The sequence below is a fragment of the Variovorax sp. Varisp46 genome, assembly GCF_059491885.1.
On the sequence record NZ_CP168515.1, the window covers coordinates 936314 to 954121 of the forward strand.

General features: G+C 66.6%; 15 protein-coding genes. 6 read left to right on the top strand and 9 right to left on the bottom strand.

Annotation, left to right across the window (positions count from 1 at the left end; all coding sequences use genetic code 11):
• Positions 1 to 4: 4 nt before the first annotated feature.
• The 3 genes from ACEN9N_RS04370 to ACEN9N_RS04380 all read right to left on the bottom strand — a co-directional run bounded on the left by ACEN9N_RS04370 (position 5) and on the right by ACEN9N_RS04380 (position 3405).
• A complete protein-coding gene (locus ACEN9N_RS04370) occupies positions 5 to 646 on the bottom strand; it encodes a 2-dehydro-3-deoxy-6-phosphogalactonate aldolase (protein ID WP_495655425.1) in 642 nt (213 codons plus the stop codon).
• A complete protein-coding gene (locus ACEN9N_RS04375) occupies positions 643 to 1551 on the bottom strand; it encodes a 2-dehydro-3-deoxygalactonokinase (protein WP_007829522.1) in 909 nt (302 codons plus the stop codon). Before ACEN9N_RS04375 ends, ACEN9N_RS04370 begins: the two co-directional genes overlap by 4 nt.
• A 117-nt stretch (positions 1552 to 1668) precedes the next feature.
• Entirely contained in the window at positions 1669 to 3405 is a 1737-nt protein-coding gene (locus ACEN9N_RS04380) for an IlvD/Edd family dehydratase (RefSeq protein ID WP_007829523.1), read from the bottom strand.
• Positions 3406 to 3555: 150 nt separating this feature from the next.
• On the opposite strand from ACEN9N_RS04380, the gene ACEN9N_RS04385 reads away from it, so the two are divergent.
• The 5 genes from ACEN9N_RS04385 to ACEN9N_RS04405 all read left to right on the top strand — a co-directional run bounded on the left by ACEN9N_RS04385 (position 3556) and on the right by ACEN9N_RS04405 (position 8649).
• Positions 3556 to 4299 carry a FadR/GntR family transcriptional regulator gene (locus ACEN9N_RS04385; protein WP_007829524.1) on the top strand — a complete coding sequence of 248 codons (744 nt, stop codon included), beginning with the start codon at positions 3556 to 3558 and terminating at the stop codon, positions 4297 to 4299.
• Between the two features lie 107 nt (positions 4300 to 4406).
• Positions 4407 to 5789 (top strand): ABC transporter substrate-binding protein, encoded by a 1383-nt coding sequence (locus tag ACEN9N_RS04390; protein WP_007829525.1) that lies wholly within the window; start codon positions 4407 to 4409, stop codon positions 5787 to 5789.
• Positions 5790 to 5832: 43 nt separating this feature from the next.
• Positions 5833 to 6711, top strand: coding sequence for a carbohydrate ABC transporter permease (locus ACEN9N_RS04395; RefSeq protein ID WP_495655426.1), 879 nt, complete (start codon positions 5833 to 5835; stop codon positions 6709 to 6711).
• Positions 6708 to 7559, top strand: coding sequence for a carbohydrate ABC transporter permease (locus ACEN9N_RS04400; protein ID WP_007829528.1), 852 nt, complete (start codon positions 6708 to 6710; stop codon positions 7557 to 7559). Before ACEN9N_RS04395 ends, ACEN9N_RS04400 begins: the two co-directional genes overlap by 4 nt.
• A gap of 19 nt (positions 7560 to 7578) precedes the next feature.
• Positions 7579 to 8649: an ABC transporter ATP-binding protein gene (locus ACEN9N_RS04405; RefSeq protein ID WP_413314099.1), complete on the top strand. Its 1071-nt coding sequence runs from the start codon at positions 7579 to 7581 to the stop codon at positions 8647 to 8649.
• A 3-nt stretch (positions 8650 to 8652) separates the two neighbouring features.
• On the opposite strand, the gene ACEN9N_RS04410 is transcribed toward ACEN9N_RS04405, so the two are convergent.
• On the bottom strand, positions 8653 to 9666 hold the full coding sequence (locus ACEN9N_RS04410) for an endonuclease/exonuclease/phosphatase family protein (RefSeq protein WP_413334807.1): 1014 nt from the start codon (positions 9664 to 9666) through the stop codon (positions 8653 to 8655).
• A gap of 137 nt (positions 9667 to 9803) precedes the next feature.
• The gene (locus tag ACEN9N_RS04415) at positions 9804 to 11609 is read right to left on the bottom strand and encodes a DEAD/DEAH box helicase (protein WP_495655427.1); all 1806 of its coding nucleotides are present in this window, start codon (positions 11607 to 11609) and stop codon (positions 9804 to 9806) included.
• 311 nt (positions 11610 to 11920) lie between these two features.
• Between ACEN9N_RS04415 and ettA the strand changes: the two genes are divergently transcribed.
• Positions 11921 to 13582: an energy-dependent translational throttle protein EttA gene (gene ettA / locus ACEN9N_RS04420; protein WP_007829535.1), complete on the top strand. Its 1662-nt coding sequence runs from the start codon at positions 11921 to 11923 to the stop codon at positions 13580 to 13582.
• 162 nt (positions 13583 to 13744) lie between these two features.
• On the opposite strand, the gene ACEN9N_RS04425 is transcribed toward ettA, so the two are convergent.
• Genes ACEN9N_RS04425 through ACEN9N_RS04440 form a run of 4 tightly spaced genes read right to left on the bottom strand, consistent with a single transcriptional unit; the run spans position 13745 to position 17802 of the window.
• Positions 13745 to 14197 (bottom strand): carboxymuconolactone decarboxylase family protein, encoded by a 453-nt coding sequence (locus ACEN9N_RS04425; protein ID WP_495655428.1) that lies wholly within the window; start codon positions 14195 to 14197, stop codon positions 13745 to 13747.
• Entirely contained in the window at positions 14115 to 14612 is a 498-nt protein-coding gene (locus ACEN9N_RS04430; protein WP_495655429.1) for a MerR family transcriptional regulator, read from the bottom strand. The genes ACEN9N_RS04425 and ACEN9N_RS04430 overlap by 83 nt, the downstream gene beginning before the upstream one ends.
• 51 nt (positions 14613 to 14663) lie before the next feature.
• Positions 14664 to 16433 carry an aminodeoxychorismate synthase component I gene (gene pabB, locus ACEN9N_RS04435; protein WP_495655430.1) on the bottom strand — a complete coding sequence of 590 codons (1770 nt, stop codon included), beginning with the start codon at positions 16431 to 16433 and terminating at the stop codon, positions 14664 to 14666.
• Entirely contained in the window at positions 16423 to 17802 is a 1380-nt protein-coding gene (locus ACEN9N_RS04440; protein ID WP_007829541.1) for a TAXI family TRAP transporter solute-binding subunit, read from the bottom strand. Before ACEN9N_RS04440 ends, pabB begins: the two co-directional genes overlap by 11 nt.
• Positions 17803 to 17808: the final 6 nt, after the last annotated feature.

A 17808-nucleotide genomic window follows, 5' to 3' on the forward strand; every position in this document is an offset into this window, starting at 1 on the left:
TGGATCAGGCCTGGATCAATCCCGTCCAGGCCGCGATGAATTTCTTCGCATCGTCGCACACCGCCGCGGCCTGCTTGCCGGGCTTGTAGAGCGCGGAGCCGATACCGAACCCTGCAGCCCCGCCCGCACGCCATTCGGCCATGTTCGCGGGCGTGATGCCGCCCACGGGCATCACGGGCGTGCCGGCCGGCAGCACGGCCAGCAGCGCTTTCACCACGGCGGGCGAGGCCAGTTCGGCCGGGAACAGCTTGAGCCCCGTGGCGCCGGCCGCGAGCGCGCCGAAGGCCTCGGTTGGCGTCATGACGCCCGGCAGGCACACCATGCCGAGCCGTGCGGCCTCGGCGATGACCTCGGCGTTGAAGTTGGGCGAGACGATCAGCTCGCCGCCGGCCGCGTGCACCTCGCGCACCTGCTGCGCGCCGAGCACCGTGCCGGCGCCGACCAGCGCGTGCGGAAAGAGCTTGCGCATCAGCGCAATGCTTTCCAGAGGATGCGGCGAATTGAGCGGCACCTCGAGCAGCCGGAAGCCGGGTCCGGCGATGGCGTCGCCGATGTCGGCGGCCTCGGCGGGCGTGAGACCGCGCAGGATCGCCACCAGGGGCAGCTCGCGCATCGCGGCATGGAATTTTTCGAGGGGCGTGGTCATGTGGGGGTTCTGTCGGTGTCGAGAAAACCGGACAGCGCGTGCAGTCCGGCCCAGGTGGCTTCGGCGCCCAGCGTGCGTGTGGCGACGCCGGTGGCGCGCAGGGCCAGTGCATAGCGCTGGGTGAGGGCGGACGAGCCGATGAGGATCACCTCGCCGGCGGCCTGCAGCGACTGCGTGCGCAGTTCCTCACCGATCAGCAGGCCCGAGAGATAGCTCGACAGTTCCTGCTTCGGCATGCGCTCGAACAGCGCCAGCGTGCGCGTGCCGAAGGCGTTGTGCAGCAGGCCGTGGCCGTTTTCCGAGCAGGTCACGCCTTCGAGGAAAGAGGCCTCGTCGAGCGGTGCCGACGCGTCGAGCATGCGCGCCAGGATCGAATGCTGGCTCAGCAGCGCGTAGAACTCGCCCGTCATGTAGGTGCGGAAGCCCGCGACGCGGCCCTTCTTGACCGTGACCCATTTGTTGTGCGTACCGGGCAGCACGAAGACGCCGTCGTCCAGGCCGGTGATCGACATCGCACCGAAGATCTGCACCTCTTCGCCGCGCATTACGTCGGGCACGCCGTCGTGCTCGTCGTTCAGGCCCGGCACGATCGCGATGCTGGCACCGGGGATGGCGTCGACGTCGATGATCCTGCGGCCCACCTCGACGCGGCCGGCGGGGCAGGCACAGTACGGTGCTTCCACCCAGCCCTGCTTGCTGCCGGCCATGCCGGAGATCAGGCAGCGCGCGCCCTCGAGGCGCATCCAGTCGCCGAACAGTGACTCGAAGACGGCGGGAAAGCCACCTTCGGGCACCGCGAGGATGCCTCGCGCATCGCTGCGTTCTTCCTGTACCTTGCCTTGGGCGTCCAGCAAGGCACCGCGCAGCGAGCTTGTGCCCCAGTCGATGGCTATCAGTCGTGTCATGTCTGTCGCCTGCGTTTTGAGGATTTGTGTCGGGGTGCGTGCACAAGCCACCGGGTGCTCCCCTCCGCGAATGTCCCTCGTCGGCGTGATCGCGCCCCGAACCCTCAGCCCTCGGTCCTAGTGATTGTCGCGCGGCACGAAAGCCCCACGGCGACCACGCAGAAAGCCCAGGTCGGCCCCCTGGTCAGCCTGCAGCACCGTGTCGACGTAGAGCTTCCAGTACCCCGAGTCCAGCGGCGCCTTGGGAGCGACCCATTTCTCGCGGCGCTTCGCCAGCTCTTCGTCGCTCACATGCAGATGCAATTTGCGGTTCGGCACGTCGAGCTCGACGATGTCGCCGTCCTGCACCAGCGCCAGCGGGCCGCCGGCTGCGGCTTCGGGTGCGGTGTGCAGCACCACGGTGCCGTAGGCCGTGCCGCTCATGCGCGCATCGCTGATGCGGACCATGTCGGTGATGCCCTTGCGCAGCACCTTCGGCGGCAGCGGCATGTTGCCGGCCTCGGCCATGCCGGGGTAGCCCTTGGGGCCGCAGTTCTTCAGCACCATGATGCAGTGCTCGTCGATGTCGAGGTTCTCGTCGTCGATGCGCTTGTGCAGGTCTTCGGCGCTTTCGAACACCACCGCGCGGCCCTTGTGCACCAGCAGTTCGGGCGTGGCCGCGCTGGGCTTGATGATGGCGCCGTTGGGCGCGAGGTTGCCGCGCAGCACGCAGATGCCGGCCTTCTCCTTGAAGGGCTCGGCCAGCGTGCGAATGACCTGCGGGCCGTAGTTCTCGGCGTCCTTCACGTTCTCCCACACGCTCTGGCCGGTGACGGTGAGGATGTCCTTGTGCAGGTGGTCGGCGATCTCCTTGATGACCACCGGCAGGCCGCCCGCGTAGCAGAAGTCTTCCATCAGGAACTGGCCCGAAGGCTGCAGGTTCACGAGGCAGGGCAGCTCGGAGGCGAGGCGGTCGAAGTCGTCGAGCGTGAGGTCCACGCCGATGCGCCCCGCGATGGCCAGCAGGTGGATCACGAGGTTGGTCGATCCGCCGATGGCCGCGTTCACCTTGATGGCGTTCTCGATCGCCTGGCGCGTGAGGATCTTCGACATGTTCATGTCCTCGTGCACCATGTCGACGATGCGCCGGCCCGCCTGGCGCGCGAGCACGTTGCGGCGGCCGTCCACGGCGGGGTAGGCCGCGTTGCCCGGCAGCCCGATGCCCAGCGACTCGACCATGCTCGCCATGGTGCTGGCGGTACCCATCGTCATGCAGTGGCCGTGGCTGCGGTGCATGCAGCTCTCGGCCTCGAAGAATTCCTGCAGCTTGAGCGTGCCGGCGCGCACCTGCTCGCTCATCTGCCATACGCCGGTGCCCGAGCCCAGCTCCTGGCCGCGCCACTTGCCCGAGAGCATCGGGCCGCCGGAGACGCCGATGGTCGGCAGGTCGACGCTGGCCGCGCCCATCATCAGTGCGGGCGTGGTCTTGTCGCAGCCCATGAGCAGCACCACGCCGTCGAGCGGATTGCCACGGATGCTTTCTTCGACGTCCATGCTCGCGAGGTTGCGGTACAGCATGGCGGTCGGGCGCAGCAGCGTCTCGCCGAGCGACATCACGGGGAACTCGAGTGGAAAGCCGCCCGCTTCGTACACACCGATCTTCACTTGCTCGGCCAGCGTGCGGAAGTGCGAGTTGCAGGGCGTGAGTTCGCTGAAGGTGTTGCAGATGCCGATGACCGGGCGGCCGTCGAACTGGTCGTGCGGCAGGCCCTTGCCCTTCATCCAGCTGCGGTAGATGAAGCCGTCGCGGTCGTTGCGGCCGAACCATTGCTGGCTGCGAAGTTCACCGGGTTTTTTCTTGGGAGCGGTGCTCATGGAGTGTCTCTCTTTGTTGTCGAAATAAGAGGCAGAACTCTCAGGGTTTGTCCTGCCGATCCGGGCTTTCAATCATCATATGATAAGCGCGACCAGCACACCGGACCCTTGGTGTTTTCGAGCGTCGAGATACCGAATTTCGCATCACACATGATCAAGAACATCCACGGTCGCACGCTCGAGCTGCTCGGTGAAGCCGTGGTGTCGGGACGCTATGCGATCGGTGCGTCGATCCCCTCCGAGCCCGTGCTCGGCGAGGAACTCGGCGTGAGCCGGACCGTGGTGCGCGAGGCCATCAAGTCGCTGGCGGCCAAGGGCCTGATCGTCACGGGGCCGAAGGTCGGCACGCGCGTGCTGCCCCAGGACAAGTGGAACTGGTTCGACCCCGATGTCATCACCTGGCAGGCGCGCGCGGGGCTCACGCCCGAGTTCCTGCGCGACCTGCAGGACCTGCGTCGCGTCGTGGAGCCGGCGGCCGTCAGGCTCGCGGCCGAGCGGGCCACGGCCAAGGACATCGCGGAAATAGAAACGGCCTTCGCCGGCATGAAGGAGGCGGTGGAAAACGGCGGCGACTACGTCACCTTCGACCTGCGCTTCCATAACGGCCTGCTGAGTGCCGCCGGCAACCGCATGCTGGCGCAGATGAGCAAGGTGCTCAGCGCACTGCTGCGCACCAGCTTCGAGATATCGACCGCCAAGCCCGACGGGCCCGCGCTTTCGCTGCCGCTGCATCGCGCGGTGATCGACGCGGTGATCGCGCACGACCCGAGCGGGGCCGAGCGCGCGATCATCCGCCTCATCGACGGCGCGCGCCAGGACATCGAGGACGTGCTGGGCTCTCGCCGGCGATTGCCGCGCCTGAGCAGGCCGCCGCCCAGGCTCAAGGCCAGCTAGCAGCATCTGCGCCGTCTACGCGTTTGTCCGCAGTTCGCATCCGGTTCTTTCACCCTACGCTCGCGCCCCGAGCAAATTCCACCCAAGAAGAGAAGGAGACATCAACCATGAAACTCGTCAAGTCGCTCATCGCGCCGACGCTGGTCGCGCTGGGCCTGCTGTCGGCAGGCCACGCTGCCGCGCAGGAAAAACTCACCGTCTGGTGGGTCAAGGGCTTCTACAAGGCGGAGGACGATGCGCTGTTCGCCGCCATCAAGAAGTTCGAGGAGAAGAACAAGAACGTCAAGATCGAACTGTCGCAGTACCCGATCCAGGACATGATCCCCAAGACCGTGTCCGCGCTCGACTCGGGCAGCCCGCCCGACGTGGCCTACGCCGACGTGTACGACTTCCAGGTCACGGGCAAGTGGGCCTTCGACGGCAAGCTCGAGGACATCAGCAGCGTGCTCACGCCCATGAAGGACCGCTTCGCGCCCAACACGATCGAGACCACCTACCTCTACAACGACCAGACCAAGAGCAAGGCCTACTACGCCTTCCCGATCAAGCAGCAGACGATGCACATCGAGTACTGGCGCGACATGCTGGCGGAGGCGGGCTTCAAGGAGTCGGACATCCCGACGACCTGGAAGGAGTACTGGACGTTCTGGTGCGAGAAGGCGCAGACCGCCAGCCGCCAGAAGAGCGGCAAGCGCACCTTCGGCATCGGCATGCCAATGGGCGTGGATTCGAGCGACTCGTTCTATTCGTTCCTGACCTTCATGGACGCCTACAACGTCAAGCTGGTGGACGACAACGGCAAGCTGCTGGTCGACGACCCGAAGGTGCGCACCGGCCTGATCGGCGCGCTGACCGACTACACCACGCCCTACACCAAGGGCTGCACGCCGCCGTCGTCGACAAGCTGGAAGGACCCGGACAACAACGTCGCGTTCCACAACAAGACGACGCTGATGACGCACAACGCGACCATCTCCATCGCCGCCAAGTGGCTCGACGATTCGGACAACGCCTCGCTCACGCCCGAGCAGCGCGAGGAAGCGCGCAAGAACTACACCGAGCGCATCCGCACCGCGGGTTTCCCGAGCAAGCCTGACGGCAGCAAGATGGTGTACCGCACCGCCGTGAAGACCGGCGTGGTGTTCAAGGACGCGAAGAACAAGGCGCGCGCCAAGGAGTTCGTCGCCTTCCTGATGCAGGAAGAGAACCTGACGCCGTACGTCGAAGGCTCGCTGGGCCGCTGGTTCCCGGTCACCAAGGCCGCGCAGCAGCGCGACTTCTGGAAGGCCGACCCGCACCGCCTCTCGGTCTACAACCAGTACGCCGCCGGCACCGTGACCTTCGAGTTCACCAAGAACTACAAGTTCACCGTGCTGAACAACGAGAACGTCTGGGCCAAGGCCATGAGCCGCGTCGTCACCGACAAGGTGCCGGTGGACAAGGCCGTGGACGAGATGATCGCGCGCATCAAGACGGTGGCGGCGCAGTAAGCGGCGCACACGCGACACCCGCAACCACCAGCAGCTGCATGCCATGAGCGCCACAGCCACCGCCGCCGCGTCGACCCCGACGCCTGTCGTCAATCCCGGAGCGCGGCATGCGCGCTGGCAGTTTTGGGGCGCGGTCATGGTCGTGCCCTACCTGCTGGTGTTCGTGGTGTTCGTGCTGTACCCGGTGGGCTATGGCCTCTGGCTCGCCCGCCATCCGCAAAGCTACGTGAAGCTGGTCGAGGACCCGATCTTCTTCCGCTCGGTGATCAACACGGCCATCTTCCTGGTCGTGGCGATCAACCTCAAGATGCTCGTGGCACTGGTGCTCTCCGGCTTCTTCGTGACATCGCGCTGGTGGATCAAGATCGTCTCGGCGATCTTCATCCTGCCCTGGGCGATGCCGTCGATCCCGACCATCCTGTCGATCCGCTTCATGCTGAACCCCGAGTGGGGCGTGATCAACAGCACCATCTTCCGCCTGACCGGCGCCGATGGGCCCAACTGGCTCAACGACCCCGCGCTGGCATTGGCCTTCGCGATGGTGGTGCACGTGTGGAAGTCGCTGCCGTTCTGGACGCTGATCCTGGTGGCGGGGCGGCTGGCCATTCCATCCGAACAATATGAGGCGGCCTCCGTCGACGGCGCCTCGTCGTGGCAGAAGTTCCGCTTCGTGAGCTGGCCGGCACTGAAGACGCTCTACATCACCTCCCTCATCCTCTCGATGATCTGGACGCTGGGCGACTTCAACAGCGTCTACCTGCTGACCGGCGGCGGCCCTGCCGACCTGACGCATGTGCTCGCCACGCTGGGCATCCGCTACCTGCGCCTCGACCAGGTCGACCTGTCGATGGCATCCATCGTGGTGGCCTTGCCGCTCGTGCTGCCCCTCGTGTACTTCATGATGAAGAGGCTCTCGAAATGAAGCGCTGGACTCCGAAAGCCGTGCTCACCGAAGCCCGGCTCCTGCTCATCGGCATACCTGTGCTGCTGTGGACGCTGATCCCGGTCTACCACATGGTGCTGTTCGCGATCTCGTCGAAGGACTCAGCGACCTCGGGCCACCTGTGGCCCAAGAACCCGACGCTGGACAACTTCCGCATCGTGTTCCAGCAGAAGCATTTCTACCTCGACCACTTCTGGCTGCAGCTGTGGAACTCGCTGCTGATCGCGCTGTCGGTGGGCGTGCTCACGCTGTTCGTGGCAACCACAGCCGCATTCGCCATCAGCCGGCTGCGTGTGCGCGGCGGGCGCACAGTGATGAACCTGGCGCTGTTCACGTACTTCATCCCGGCGGCGTTCCTGGCCGTGCCGATGTACAAGACCATGGGCAACTACGGGCTGCTCAACAGCCAGTGGGCGTTGATCCTGGCGATGGTGACCATCGCTTCGCCGTACTGCATCTGGGTGCTGAAGCAGGCGTCGGACAAACTGCCCTACGAACTCGACGAGGCCGCGCGCATGGACGGCGCCTCGCCGCTGCAGTTGTTCCGCCTGGTGTACTTGCCGCTGATGGTGCCGTCGCTGGTGGCGGTGGGCACCTATTCGCTGCTGCTGGCATGGAACGAATACCTCTACGCCTTCCTGCTGCTGTCGAACGACAGGAGCGTGACCCTTGCCGTCGCGCTCGGCAACTTCCTCTCGGCGGACGATTCGCCATGGGAGCTGCTGATGGCCACCGGCCTCATCTATGCGTTGCCGCCTGCGGCCATCTACTACGCATTCAAACGCTACATGGTCGGTGGTCTTACTGCCGGCGCCGTCAAGAGCTGAGCGAATCCAGGAATCACAAATGGCATCCGTAACCTTTCGCAATATCCAGAAATCCTTCGGCAAGGTCCAGATCATCAAGGGCCTGGGCTTCGACATCACCGACGGTGAATTCGTCGTGCTGGTCGGCCCTTCGGGCTGCGGCAAGTCGACGCTGCTGCGCATGCTCGCGGGCCTGGAAGACATCAGCGGCGGCGAGATCGTCATCGACGGCCGCGTGGTCAACGACCTCGAGTCGAAGGACCGCGACATCGCCATGGTGTTCCAGAGCTACGCGCTCTATCCGCACATGACGGTGGGCGAGAACATGGGCTTCAGCCTGCGGCTGCGCAACGCCGAGAAATCGGTGACCGACGAGCGCGTGGCGCGGGCCGCGAAGATCCTCAACCTCGACGCATTGCTGGGCCGCTATCCGCGCGAGCTCTCGGGCGGCCAGCGCCAGCGCGTGGCCATGGGCCGCGCCATCGTGCGCGACCCGAAGGTGTTCCTGTTCGACGAGCCGCTGTCCAACCTCGACGCCAAGCTGCGTGTGGCGATGCGCGCCGAGATCAAGGCGCTGCACCAGCGCCTGAAGACCACCACCGTCTACGTGACGCACGACCAGATCGAGGCCATGACCATGGCCGACCGCATCGTGGTGATGCACGACGGCATCATCGAGCAGATCGGCACGCCGCTGGAGCTGTACGACCGGCCCGACAACCTGTTCGTCGCGCAGTTCATCGGCTCGCCGTCGATGAACGTCATCGAAGGCACGGTGCGGCGCGCGGGCGGCGACTGCTGGGTCGAATCGCAAGGCGCGCGCTGGCCGGTGCCGGCCGGCACCTCGGCCCCCGACGGCCAGCCGGTGCACTACGGCATCCGGCCCGGCGACATGACGCTCGGCGGCGGCCCGCACAGCGTCGAAGCCAAGGTGATCGTGGTCGAACCCACCGGCGCGGAGACCGAACTGCTGGTGCAGGTCGGCGAAGAAAAGCTGGTGCTGGCGGTGCATGGCCGCGTCGATGCCGGACCTGACGAAACGGTGCGGCTGGCCATCGAGGCCGAGAACGTGCACCTGTTCGACCGGCAGACCGGCCGGCGCATGGGCTGATCCTCAGGCCGTGCGCAGCCGCAGCAAGGCGCGCACGAAGCCGTGGTCGGAGCGCGAGCGGTCGCGCCCTTCGTGCAGGTGGTCGTTGAAATAGTCGACCCGCCGCACGTCGCCCAGGCTGTGCCGGCTGGTGGCGACGAACTCCTCGCTCACGAAGATCTGGTCGAGCACGTCCGGAAAGCCCTGGTGGATGTGCGAATACGCCACGTCCTTCTTGAGTGCTGATTCACCCTGCATCTCGTAGGCGTTGAACAGGGCCACGTCGCGCGCGGCCTTGTCGTAGGCCACTTCGGAGGTGGCAGCCACGAGCTGCGTCGTCACGCTGTGCGGGTTGTCGTTGAAGTCGCCCATCACCACGAGCGGCACGTTCGTGTCCTGCAGCAGGTCGATGACGATGCAGCGCAGGGCCGCGGCTTCCGCGCCGCGCATCAGCAGCGAGCGCATCGAGGCCATCACGCCCACCTTGCGGTCGTCCCGGTCTTCGAGCGGGTTGCCTTGGGCGTCCTGCAGGAACTTCGGGCGCTTGGACTTCAGGTGCACCGTGAGCACATGCACCTGCTGGCCGTGCTTCATGCGCACCGTGGCGAGCAGGGGGGGCCGCTCGAAGCGCGTGTGGGGGCCCAGGCCCGGCACCTCGACGCCGAAGCCCGGAGGGAAGTCGACGAAGGAGCGAAGCTCGTCCACCTTCAGCCGCGTCGCGATGCCCACGCGCGGCGTGCCCTGCGCGCCGGTGTGTGGTGGCGTGTTCTCGGCACCCGGCACCGAGACGAAGTCGTAGCGCAGGCCGCTGCGCGCGATGCAGGCCTTGAGCGCCGACTCGTCCCACACCTCCTGCACCGCCAGCACGTCGGCGTTGAGTGCATGGAAGCGCTCGCCGGTCCAGTCGATCTTTCGTTCGTACTCGCGCTCGGTGTAGGCGTCCTGGTTCTCGTAGTACACGCGGTTCGGTGCCGCGAGATTGAGGAGGTTGCAGGTGGCTACGAAGAGGGTGGCGTAGTTGGGTGGGATGTATTGCATGGCGGCGATGATTGTGGCTCGGGTCACCGTTGCCTATCGAAACCTTGCCTGCCACGCGCGCTGACGACCTCAAAAGAAAAAGGGCACCGAGTGCCCTTTCTTCATCTTCCGGGTAGGTGTTCTACCCGCGGCGAGTCTCAGCGACCGAACGAACGGCCACCACCGCCGCCGCCCGAGCGGCCACCGCCACCATAGCCGCCGCCCGAACGGCCACCGCCGCCCGAACGGTTGCCGCCGTAGCCGCCACCACCACCGCCGCCGCCCGGGCGACCGCGACCACGTCCGCCACCCATGTGGTCGACGCTCGTGCGCAACGGATCCGGCTGGCCGGCGCCGCCTGCGACCGCTTCGGCGCGCAGGTGCGCAACCTGGTTGGCCTGGGTCGGGCTATGGCTGTTGCCGTGATGGCGCGGCTGGCGCTCGTCATGCGGCTGATGGGCCTGTTGCTGATGCGGCGCATGGTGCGGCGCGCGTGCCGGACCTTGCGGGCCACGGCCCTGCGGTGCGCGAGCACCCTGGCCGCGCGGGCCTTGACCCTGGCCTTGGCCGCCACCGTTGGCGTTGCGGCCCTGGCCGCCACCCTGGCCGCCACCACCGCGGCGTTGACCTCCGCCATTGCCGCCACCACCGCCAGCGCGCTCGCCGCCGCCCTGGCCGGCCTTGTTCTCGCGGATGCGCTGCAGCATCTCGGTGCGGGCAGCCTTGGCGGCCGCCTGCATCACGTCGCGGCTCGGCGGACGGCCGGCGCCGCCCCAGATCGTCTGGCGACCCATGGCGATCGGCTCGGCGCGTTCGCCGTCTTCAGGGCCGAAGCCTTCGACGATCTGCACCGGAATCGTCTGCTTGGTGAAGCGTTCGATTTCCTGCATGAAGCCCTCTTCGTCCAGGCACACGAAGCTCACGGCCTCGCCGCTCGAACCGGCGCGGCCGGTGCGGCCGATGCGGTGCACGTAGTCTTCGCTGACGTTCGGAATCTCGTAGTTCACGACGTGCGGCAGTTCATCGATGTCGATGCCGCGCGCCGCGATGTCGGTGGCCACCAGCGCTCGGATGTCGCCGGTCTTGAAGCCGGCCAGCGCTTGCGTGCGGGCGCTCTGGCTCTTGTTGCCGTGCAGCGCCATCGCCTCGATGCCGTTCTTGGTGAGGAATTCGGCCACGCTGTTGGCGCCGAACTTGGTGCGCGTGAACACGAGCACCTGGCTCCACTTGTTCTCGTTGATGATGTGCGCGAGCAGCGCCTTCTTCTTGCCGCGGCCCACGGGGTGGATCACCTGGGTGATGCGCTGCACGGTGGTGTTGCGCGGCGTGACCTGGATGCTTTGCGGGTTCTTCAGCAGCGTGGCCGCGAGGTCGCGGATCTCGTCGCTGAAGGTGGCCGAGAACAGCAGGCTCTGCTTTTCCTTGGGCACCAGGGCCAGGATCTTCTTCACGTCGTGGATGAAGCCCATGTCGAGCATGCGGTCGGCTTCGTCCAGGATCAGCATCTGGACCTGGCTCAGGTCGAGCATGCCTTGCTGCTGCAGGTCGAGCAGGCGGCCGGGGGTGGCCACGAGGATGTCGACACCCTTCTTGAGCTTGCTGATCTGCGGGTTCATGCCGACGCCGCCGAAGATCACGGTCGAGTCGAGCTGCAGGTACTTGCCGTAGGTGCGCACCGACTCTTCGACCTGGGCCGCGAGTTCGCGCGTGGGGGTCAGCACGAGGGCGCGGATGCCGGTACCGCCGAACTTGTTGGTGGCGCTGCGGCTCATGCTGAGCTTGTGCAGCATCGGCAGCGTGAAGGCGGCCGTCTTGCCGGTGCCGGTCTGGGCGCCGCCCAGCAGGTCGTGGCCTTCGAGAACCGCGGGAATGGCTTGCGCCTGGATGGGGGTGGGGGTGTCGTAGCCGTGCTCGTGCACAGCCTTCAAGATGGCGGGGGCCAGCTTCAGTTCGTCAAAATTCATTGGAAACAATAAGCGCCATACACGGCGCAGTGGCATCGGCCCGCCAGGCGTCTTGTTGACGCCGAGCCAGTCAAGGCAGATGAAGGTCAGGGGTGGGAGCCGGAAAGTCCGCCCTCGCAAAAGGGTTGAAATGGAGCTTTCTTCGTCCCCGGCAGAGAGCCGGTGTTGCGGGCAACTGGACCCGGCAACGGTGGCTATTGTCGCATGAGTCGATAATCGGTGGTTTGCCGCGCCTGAATGCTTCCCAAGGGCTTCTTTCTGGCGACCGCGCTTTCCCCCCGAATCTTTGTACCCAAGGTAACTATTCCCAGATGGCTCAATACGTCTATTCGATGAACCGCGTCAGCAAGACCGTGCCGCCCAAGCGGCAGCTCTTGAAAGACATTTCGCTCTCTTTCTTCCCCGGCGCCAAGATCGGCGTGCTCGGCCTGAACGGCTCGGGCAAGTCCACGCTGCTCAAGATCATGGCGGGTGTGGACAAGGAGTTCGAGGGCGAGGCGCTGCCCATGCCGGGGATGACGATCGGCTATCTGGAGCAGGAACCCAAGCTCAACACCGAGCACACGGTGCGCGAATCGGTCGAAGAGTCCATGGGCGCGGTGTTTGCGGCCAAGGCGCGCCTCGAAGAGGTGTACATCGCCTATGGTGCCGAAGACGCCGACTTCGACGCGCTGGCGGCCGAACAGGCCCAGCTCGAAGCCATCATCGCCACCGCCGGCACCGATTCCGAGCATCAGCTGGAAATCGCCGCCGATGCCCTGCGCCTTCCGCCGTGGGACGCGAAGATCGGCCTGCTGTCTGGCGGCGAAAAGCGCCGCGTGGCGCTGTGCCGCCTCCTGCTGTCCAAGCCCGACATGCTGCTGCTCGACGAGCCGACCAACCACCTGGATGCCGAATCGGTGGAGTGGCTCGAAGTGTTCCTGCAGCGCTTCTCGGGCACCGTGGTGGCCATCACGCACGATCGCTACTTCCTGGACAACGCGGCCGAGTGGATCCTGGAAATGGACCGCGGTCGCGGCATCCCCTGGAAGGGCAACTACAGCACCTGGCTCGAGCAGAAGGGCGAGCGCCTCGCGCAGGAGCAGAAGAGCGAGGAAGCCCACGCCAAGGCGCTGAAGAAGGAACTGGAGTGGTCGCGCCAGAACCCGAAGGCACGCCAGGCCAAGAGCAAATCCCGCCTGGCCCGCTTCGAAGAGCTGAGCGACATGGAATACCAGAAGCGCAACGAGACGCAGGAAATCTTCATTCCTGTGGCCGAGCGGCTGGGTCAGCAGGTGTTCGAGTTCCACGGCGTCAGCAAGTCCTTCGGCGACCGCATGCTGATCGACAACCTGAGCTTCACCGTGCCGCCGGGCGCGATCGTCGGCATCATCGGCCCGAACGGCGCCGGCAAGTCGACGCTCTTCAAGCTGCTCGCGGGCAAGGAAAAGCCCGATTCGGGCGAGGTCGTCATCGGCCAGACCGTGAAGATGGCCTTCGTCGACCAGCACCGCGACGAGCTGGCCAATCAGAAGACCGTGTGGGAAGACATCTCGAACGGCCTGGACATCATCAACGTCGGCAAGTTCCAGATGGCGAGCCGCGCGTATGCGGGCCGCTTCAACTTCAACGGGGCCGATCAGCAGAAGAAGGTCGGTACGCTGTCGGGCGGTGAACGCGGCCGCCTGCACCTGGCCAAGACGCTGATCGCCGGCGGCAACGTGCTGCTGCTGGACGAACCGTCGAACGACCTCGACGTGGAAACGCTGCGCGCGCTCGAAGACGCGCTGCTCGAGTTCGCCGGCACCGTCATGGTGATCAGCCATGACCGCTGGTTCCTCGACCGCATCGCCACCCACATCCTGGCCGCCGAAGGCGACAGCCAGTGGACTTTCTTCGACGGCAACTACCAGGAGTACGAAGCCGACAAGAAGAAGCGCCTGGGCGAAGAAGGCGCAAAGCCCAAGCGCATGCGCTACAAGGCCTTGAAATAGGGCTCGCCCCCAGGCTGCGCGCACTTCGTGTCGCTTCGCCTACCCCCTGCCGGGGGCAACACCTGAGGCCCGGCAAAGCCGGTTCCTCGGTGTTCCTGGATTTGCTCCCTCCCCCGCTGGGGGAGGGTTGGGGCGGGGGCACGACGGCCTGCGAGAAACCCCTCAGTTCGTTTCGGCAAGAGCGCGCGGTTCCGCAAGGGACTGCGCGCTTTTTTCATCGTCGGCCGCGAACACCTCGCGCGCCGCAAACAGGCCGTTGAGCGCCGCCGGGAAGCCCGCGTACACCGCCATCTGCATGATGACCTCGACAACCTCGGTGCGCGTCGCGCCGACGTTCAGCGCACCCTGGATGTGCACCTTCAGCTGCGGCGTCGCATTGCCCATGGCTGTGAGCGCAGCCACGGTCGCGATCTCGCGGGCGCGCAGGTCGAGACCGGGGCGCGAGTAGATGTCGCCGAACGGAAACTCGATCACCAGGCGGGCGAAGTCGGGCGCGATGCCGGCCAGGCTCTCGACCACATTGACGCCGCCTTCACCGTCGATCTCGTGGAGCTTGGCCAGGCCGCGCGTGTAGCGCAGGTTGTCGTTGTGGCCCTGGTTCTGTGTGTTCGTCATTGCTCGTCTTTCCTTCCGGGGCAGTGCCCGATGAAGGAGGACGCTTCTTCGTCTTCTCGACCGCGCGGTAGTGGTCGATCTTGAGCGACAGCGCCTGCATGGATTGCTGCAGCGCCGCCACCCGGGCCTGAACTTCGGCAAGGTGCTGTTCGAGCATCTCGCGCCGTTCGCCGACGCTGGCGTCCCCCTGGTTTCGAAGCCTGACGAAGGCCTGCATGCCCTGGATGGACATGCCGGTCTCGCGCAGGCGCAACAGGAAATCCAGCAAGTCCATGTCGGCGCTCGCATAGCGCCGCTGACCGCCCGGTGCACGCGGCACCGCGGCAATCAGCCCGATGCGTTCGTAGTAGCGCAGCGTGTAGGCCGTGAGGCCGGTTCGCTGCGCGACTTCCGCGATGGTCAGGCTGGTTTCCATGGCGTTGATTCTCGAAGTTAGAGCGCGCTCCAAGTCAAGCGCTTTGACGAACTATTTTTGCGCAGTGTGCAGGTCGGCATCGAGCCAGCCGCGCAGGCTGTTCACGAAAGCAAGGGCCTGCACGCGTGGCAGATCGTTCACCCGCACGACGGCTTCGGCAAGCTGGCCGCTGCGCAGCCGGTTGGCGCGGCCGACGCCGTTCAGCAGGCCGCAGTGCAAGGGCGGCGTGACCCAGCGGCCGTCGAGCAGCAGGGCAATGTTGCCGCGCGTGCATTCGGTGATCTCGCCATCGCGGTTCCACAGGAGCGTGTCGAACACGCCCGCGGCGGTGGGCGCGAAGGCCTCGTAGTGGGCGCGGCGGGTGGTCTTGAAGCGGGTGAAGTCGCTGTCGGCCTCGTCGAACGCGCGCGTGGCCAGTTGCAGTTGCACGCGCGCGGGTGGCGCCTCCATCGCAAAGGCTTCGGCGCGCGGCGCGCCTTGCGCGTCGAGCAGCAGGCGCACGCGCCATGTGCCGGTGGCATGCCGTGCCTTGAGTCGATCGAGGCATGCAGTGACGGGCGCTTCGCTCCACGCGCGGCCGAAATGCGCTGCCGCGGCCGCCATGCGCGCAAGGTGTGCGGGCGCATCGCGCAGCTCGCCGCCAACCAGCGCAAGGGTTTCGAGCAGCTCGAACGGCGGGTTCGCCGCCTGGCCCAGGAAGGCCCGCTTGTGGCGCCATTCCTCCCATTCGGCGTCCGCCCGCGCATCGGCCGTGATGCCGCTGCCGATGCCGCAGCGCGCCTCGGTGCCGCGCAGCGTCACGGTGCGGATCGGTACATTGAAGGTCGCATGGCCGCCGGGCTGCACCACGCCGACCGCGCCGCAGTACACGCCGCGCGCCTCGGGCTCCAGCTCGCGGATCGACCGCATCGCGCTGACCTTGGGCGCGCCGGTGATCGAGCCGCACGGGAACAGCGCCCCGAACACGTCGGCCAGCGTGATGCCCTCGCGCAGGAGCGCCTCGACATCCGACGTCATCTGCCACACCGTCGGCAGAGCCTCGGTATGGAAGAGCCGCGGCACGCGCACCGAGAAGGGCTGCGCCACGCGCGACAGGTCGTTGCGGATCAGGTCCACGATCATCACGTTCTCGGCCCGCTCCTTCGGCACGGTGCGCAGCCGCCGTGCCAGCGCTGCGTCCTCGGCCGGTGTCGCGCCGCGCGGGGCCGTGCCCTTCATGGGGCGCGCCAGGATGCGGTCGCCGTGCCAGTCGAAGAAGAGTTCGGGTGACACCGACAGCACCTGTTCTTCGCCGGTGTCGATGAAGGCGCTGTAGCCGCCGGGCTGCGCCTGCCGCAGCGCGAGGAACCAGTCGAGCGCATCGCCGTGGAATTCGGCATTCAACGCGGCGGTGTAGTTGAGCTGGTAGAGCTCGCCGTCCGCAATTGCGCGGTGGATGGCCTGCATGCGCTGGTCGAAGGACTCGCGCGAGAGACTGCCTTGCCATTCGACCGGCGGCATTGCGGGCGAATCTTCCGGCCAGGGCAGCACTTCGTCATGCACGCCGAACCATGCCAGCGGGCCGTCGGCTTCGTGCACGGCCAACGCAGGATCGAACGCCACAGCCGTCTCGTAGCGCAGGTACCCCACGCACCAGCGCCCCTCGCGCGCCAGCGCCTCGACAGCCTCCAGCACCGGCCGTACGTCGCCGGCAGTCCGCGCCACCAGCACGCGCGACGGCGCGCCGAAGGCCAGGCGCAGCCGGCTCGCACCGTCGCCGTGCGGCTGCGCAAAATCGATCAGCGTGCGCAAGGCCGGAAGCAGGGCTCCATCAGCCGGCATCGTTCGCCGCGGCCGTCGGTGCGGCAGCGCCTTGCGACGTCCTGGCCAGCACCCGCTTGCGCACCGCATAGATGTTGTTGCGCAGTGCGTAGAGCTCGTCGGCATACGACAGCGGCACCGCCACCTTGTTGACCGTGCGGTCGAGCTGGTCGAGGTCGTCCAGCAGCGTTTTCTGCTCGCCCTGTTTCGCATCGACCTTGGCCTCGATGTCGCGCAGCCGTGCATACCAGCGGAACACGCGCCGCCGCACGCGGAACTGGTACAGCGGCGGCACCACGCGGCTCAGCGGCAGCATCAGCACCAGCAGGCCGCCCAGCACCAGCCACATGCGCTCGACCAGGTTGCTGGCCCAGAACGGCAGGTAGCGCTGCCAGGCCGGCGGCGTGCCGTTGATGGCGCGGTCGCCCTCGGGGCTCACCGGCAGTTCGCTGGTGCGGGTGTTGGGAAAGTCGCGCGCCCGGTTGAACCAGCCGGCGCCGCCGTGGATCGACTGCGCCGCCTGCGCGAACAGCTGGCGCAGGGCGGGGTGCGTTTCCTCGCGCGACAGCAGCGAGGTGGTGGCCGCGAGCAGCGACACGTCGTGCGGCGGCAGGTCTTTCGACAGGTCGACCACGCCGCGCGGCAGCGTCACTGCCGAGAGGAACGGAAAGCGCCGCGAGTAGGCATCGGCCTGGCCGAAGTCCATGAGCTTGATGTCGTCCGAGCGCAGCAGCCGCTGCACCTGCGGCGACTGCGGCGCCGAAGACAGCACGATGGCATCGAGCAGCCCGGCCTGCAGCGCTTCGGCCGCCGCCGCCTGCTCGAGGTTCGACAGCAGCAGGTCGTCCGGGCCCAGATGGTTGGCCTTGAGCATCCGCTCCATGATGTCGGGCAGGCCGCTGCCCGGCAGGTCGACGTTCACGCGCAGGCCGCGCAGTTGCGTGAGCGATGTCAGCGTGCCGGTCTTGCGGTCGATCTTCTGCGCCGAGTCGGCGCGGTAGAACAGCCAGATCGGCTCGTAGAACAGGCTGCCGAGCGAGGTCAGGCCGGCTTCTTCGTCGGCCACCGGGTCGGCGCTGCCGCCGCGCACGAAGCCTACGTCGGCGCCGCCGGTGCGCAGCAGCTGCAGGTTCTCGGTGGAGCCCGACGTGGGCTTGAGCTCCACCTCGATGCCGGCGCGCTTGAGCGCTTCCGCGTAGTGCTTGCCGAACTGTGCATAGGCGCTGCCCGTGGGGCCGGTGGCGAGCGTGACGTGCTTGGGCGGCTGTGGCTGCAGCCACCAGTAGGCGGCGATCAGCAGGCCGATCACGATGAACACGATCGGCCCGGCCGAGGCGATCAGGTCGCGGATCGACAGCAGGATCAGTTTCAAGGTTCTGGGAAACGCCATGGTGTC

Coding starts and splice junctions, on each gene's coding strand:
- ACEN9N_RS04370 (WP_495655425.1), bottom strand. CDS start 646: ATGACCACGCCCCTCGAAAAATTCCATGCCGCGATGCGCGAGCTGCCC.
- ACEN9N_RS04375 (WP_007829522.1), bottom strand. CDS start 1,551: ATGACACGACTGATAGCCATCGACTGGGGCACAAGCTCGCTGCGCGGT.
- ACEN9N_RS04380 (WP_007829523.1), bottom strand. CDS start 3,405: ATGAGCACCGCTCCCAAGAAAAAACCCGGTGAACTTCGCAGCCAGCAA.
- ACEN9N_RS04385 (WP_007829524.1), top strand. CDS start 3,556: ATGATCAAGAACATCCACGGTCGCACGCTCGAGCTGCTCGGTGAAGCC.
- ACEN9N_RS04390 (WP_007829525.1), top strand. CDS start 4,407: ATGAAACTCGTCAAGTCGCTCATCGCGCCGACGCTGGTCGCGCTGGGC.
- ACEN9N_RS04395 (WP_495655426.1), top strand. CDS start 5,833: ATGAGCGCCACAGCCACCGCCGCCGCGTCGACCCCGACGCCTGTCGTC.
- ACEN9N_RS04400 (WP_007829528.1), top strand. CDS start 6,708: ATGAAGCGCTGGACTCCGAAAGCCGTGCTCACCGAAGCCCGGCTCCTG.
- ACEN9N_RS04405 (WP_413314099.1), top strand. CDS start 7,579: ATGGCATCCGTAACCTTTCGCAATATCCAGAAATCCTTCGGCAAGGTC.
- ACEN9N_RS04410 (WP_413334807.1), bottom strand. CDS start 9,666: ATGCAATACATCCCACCCAACTACGCCACCCTCTTCGTAGCCACCTGC.
- ACEN9N_RS04415 (WP_495655427.1), bottom strand. CDS start 11,609: ATGAATTTTGACGAACTGAAGCTGGCCCCCGCCATCTTGAAGGCTGTG.
- ettA (WP_007829535.1), top strand. CDS start 11,921: ATGGCTCAATACGTCTATTCGATGAACCGCGTCAGCAAGACCGTGCCG.
- ACEN9N_RS04425 (WP_495655428.1), bottom strand. CDS start 14,197: ATGACGAACACACAGAACCAGGGCCACAACGACAACCTGCGCTACACG.
- ACEN9N_RS04430 (WP_495655429.1), bottom strand. CDS start 14,612: ATGGAAACCAGCCTGACCATCGCGGAAGTCGCGCAGCGAACCGGCCTC.
- pabB (WP_495655430.1), bottom strand. CDS start 16,433: ATGCCGGCTGATGGAGCCCTGCTTCCGGCCTTGCGCACGCTGATCGAT.
- ACEN9N_RS04440 (WP_007829541.1), bottom strand. CDS start 17,802: ATGGCGTTTCCCAGAACCTTGAAACTGATCCTGCTGTCGATCCGCGAC.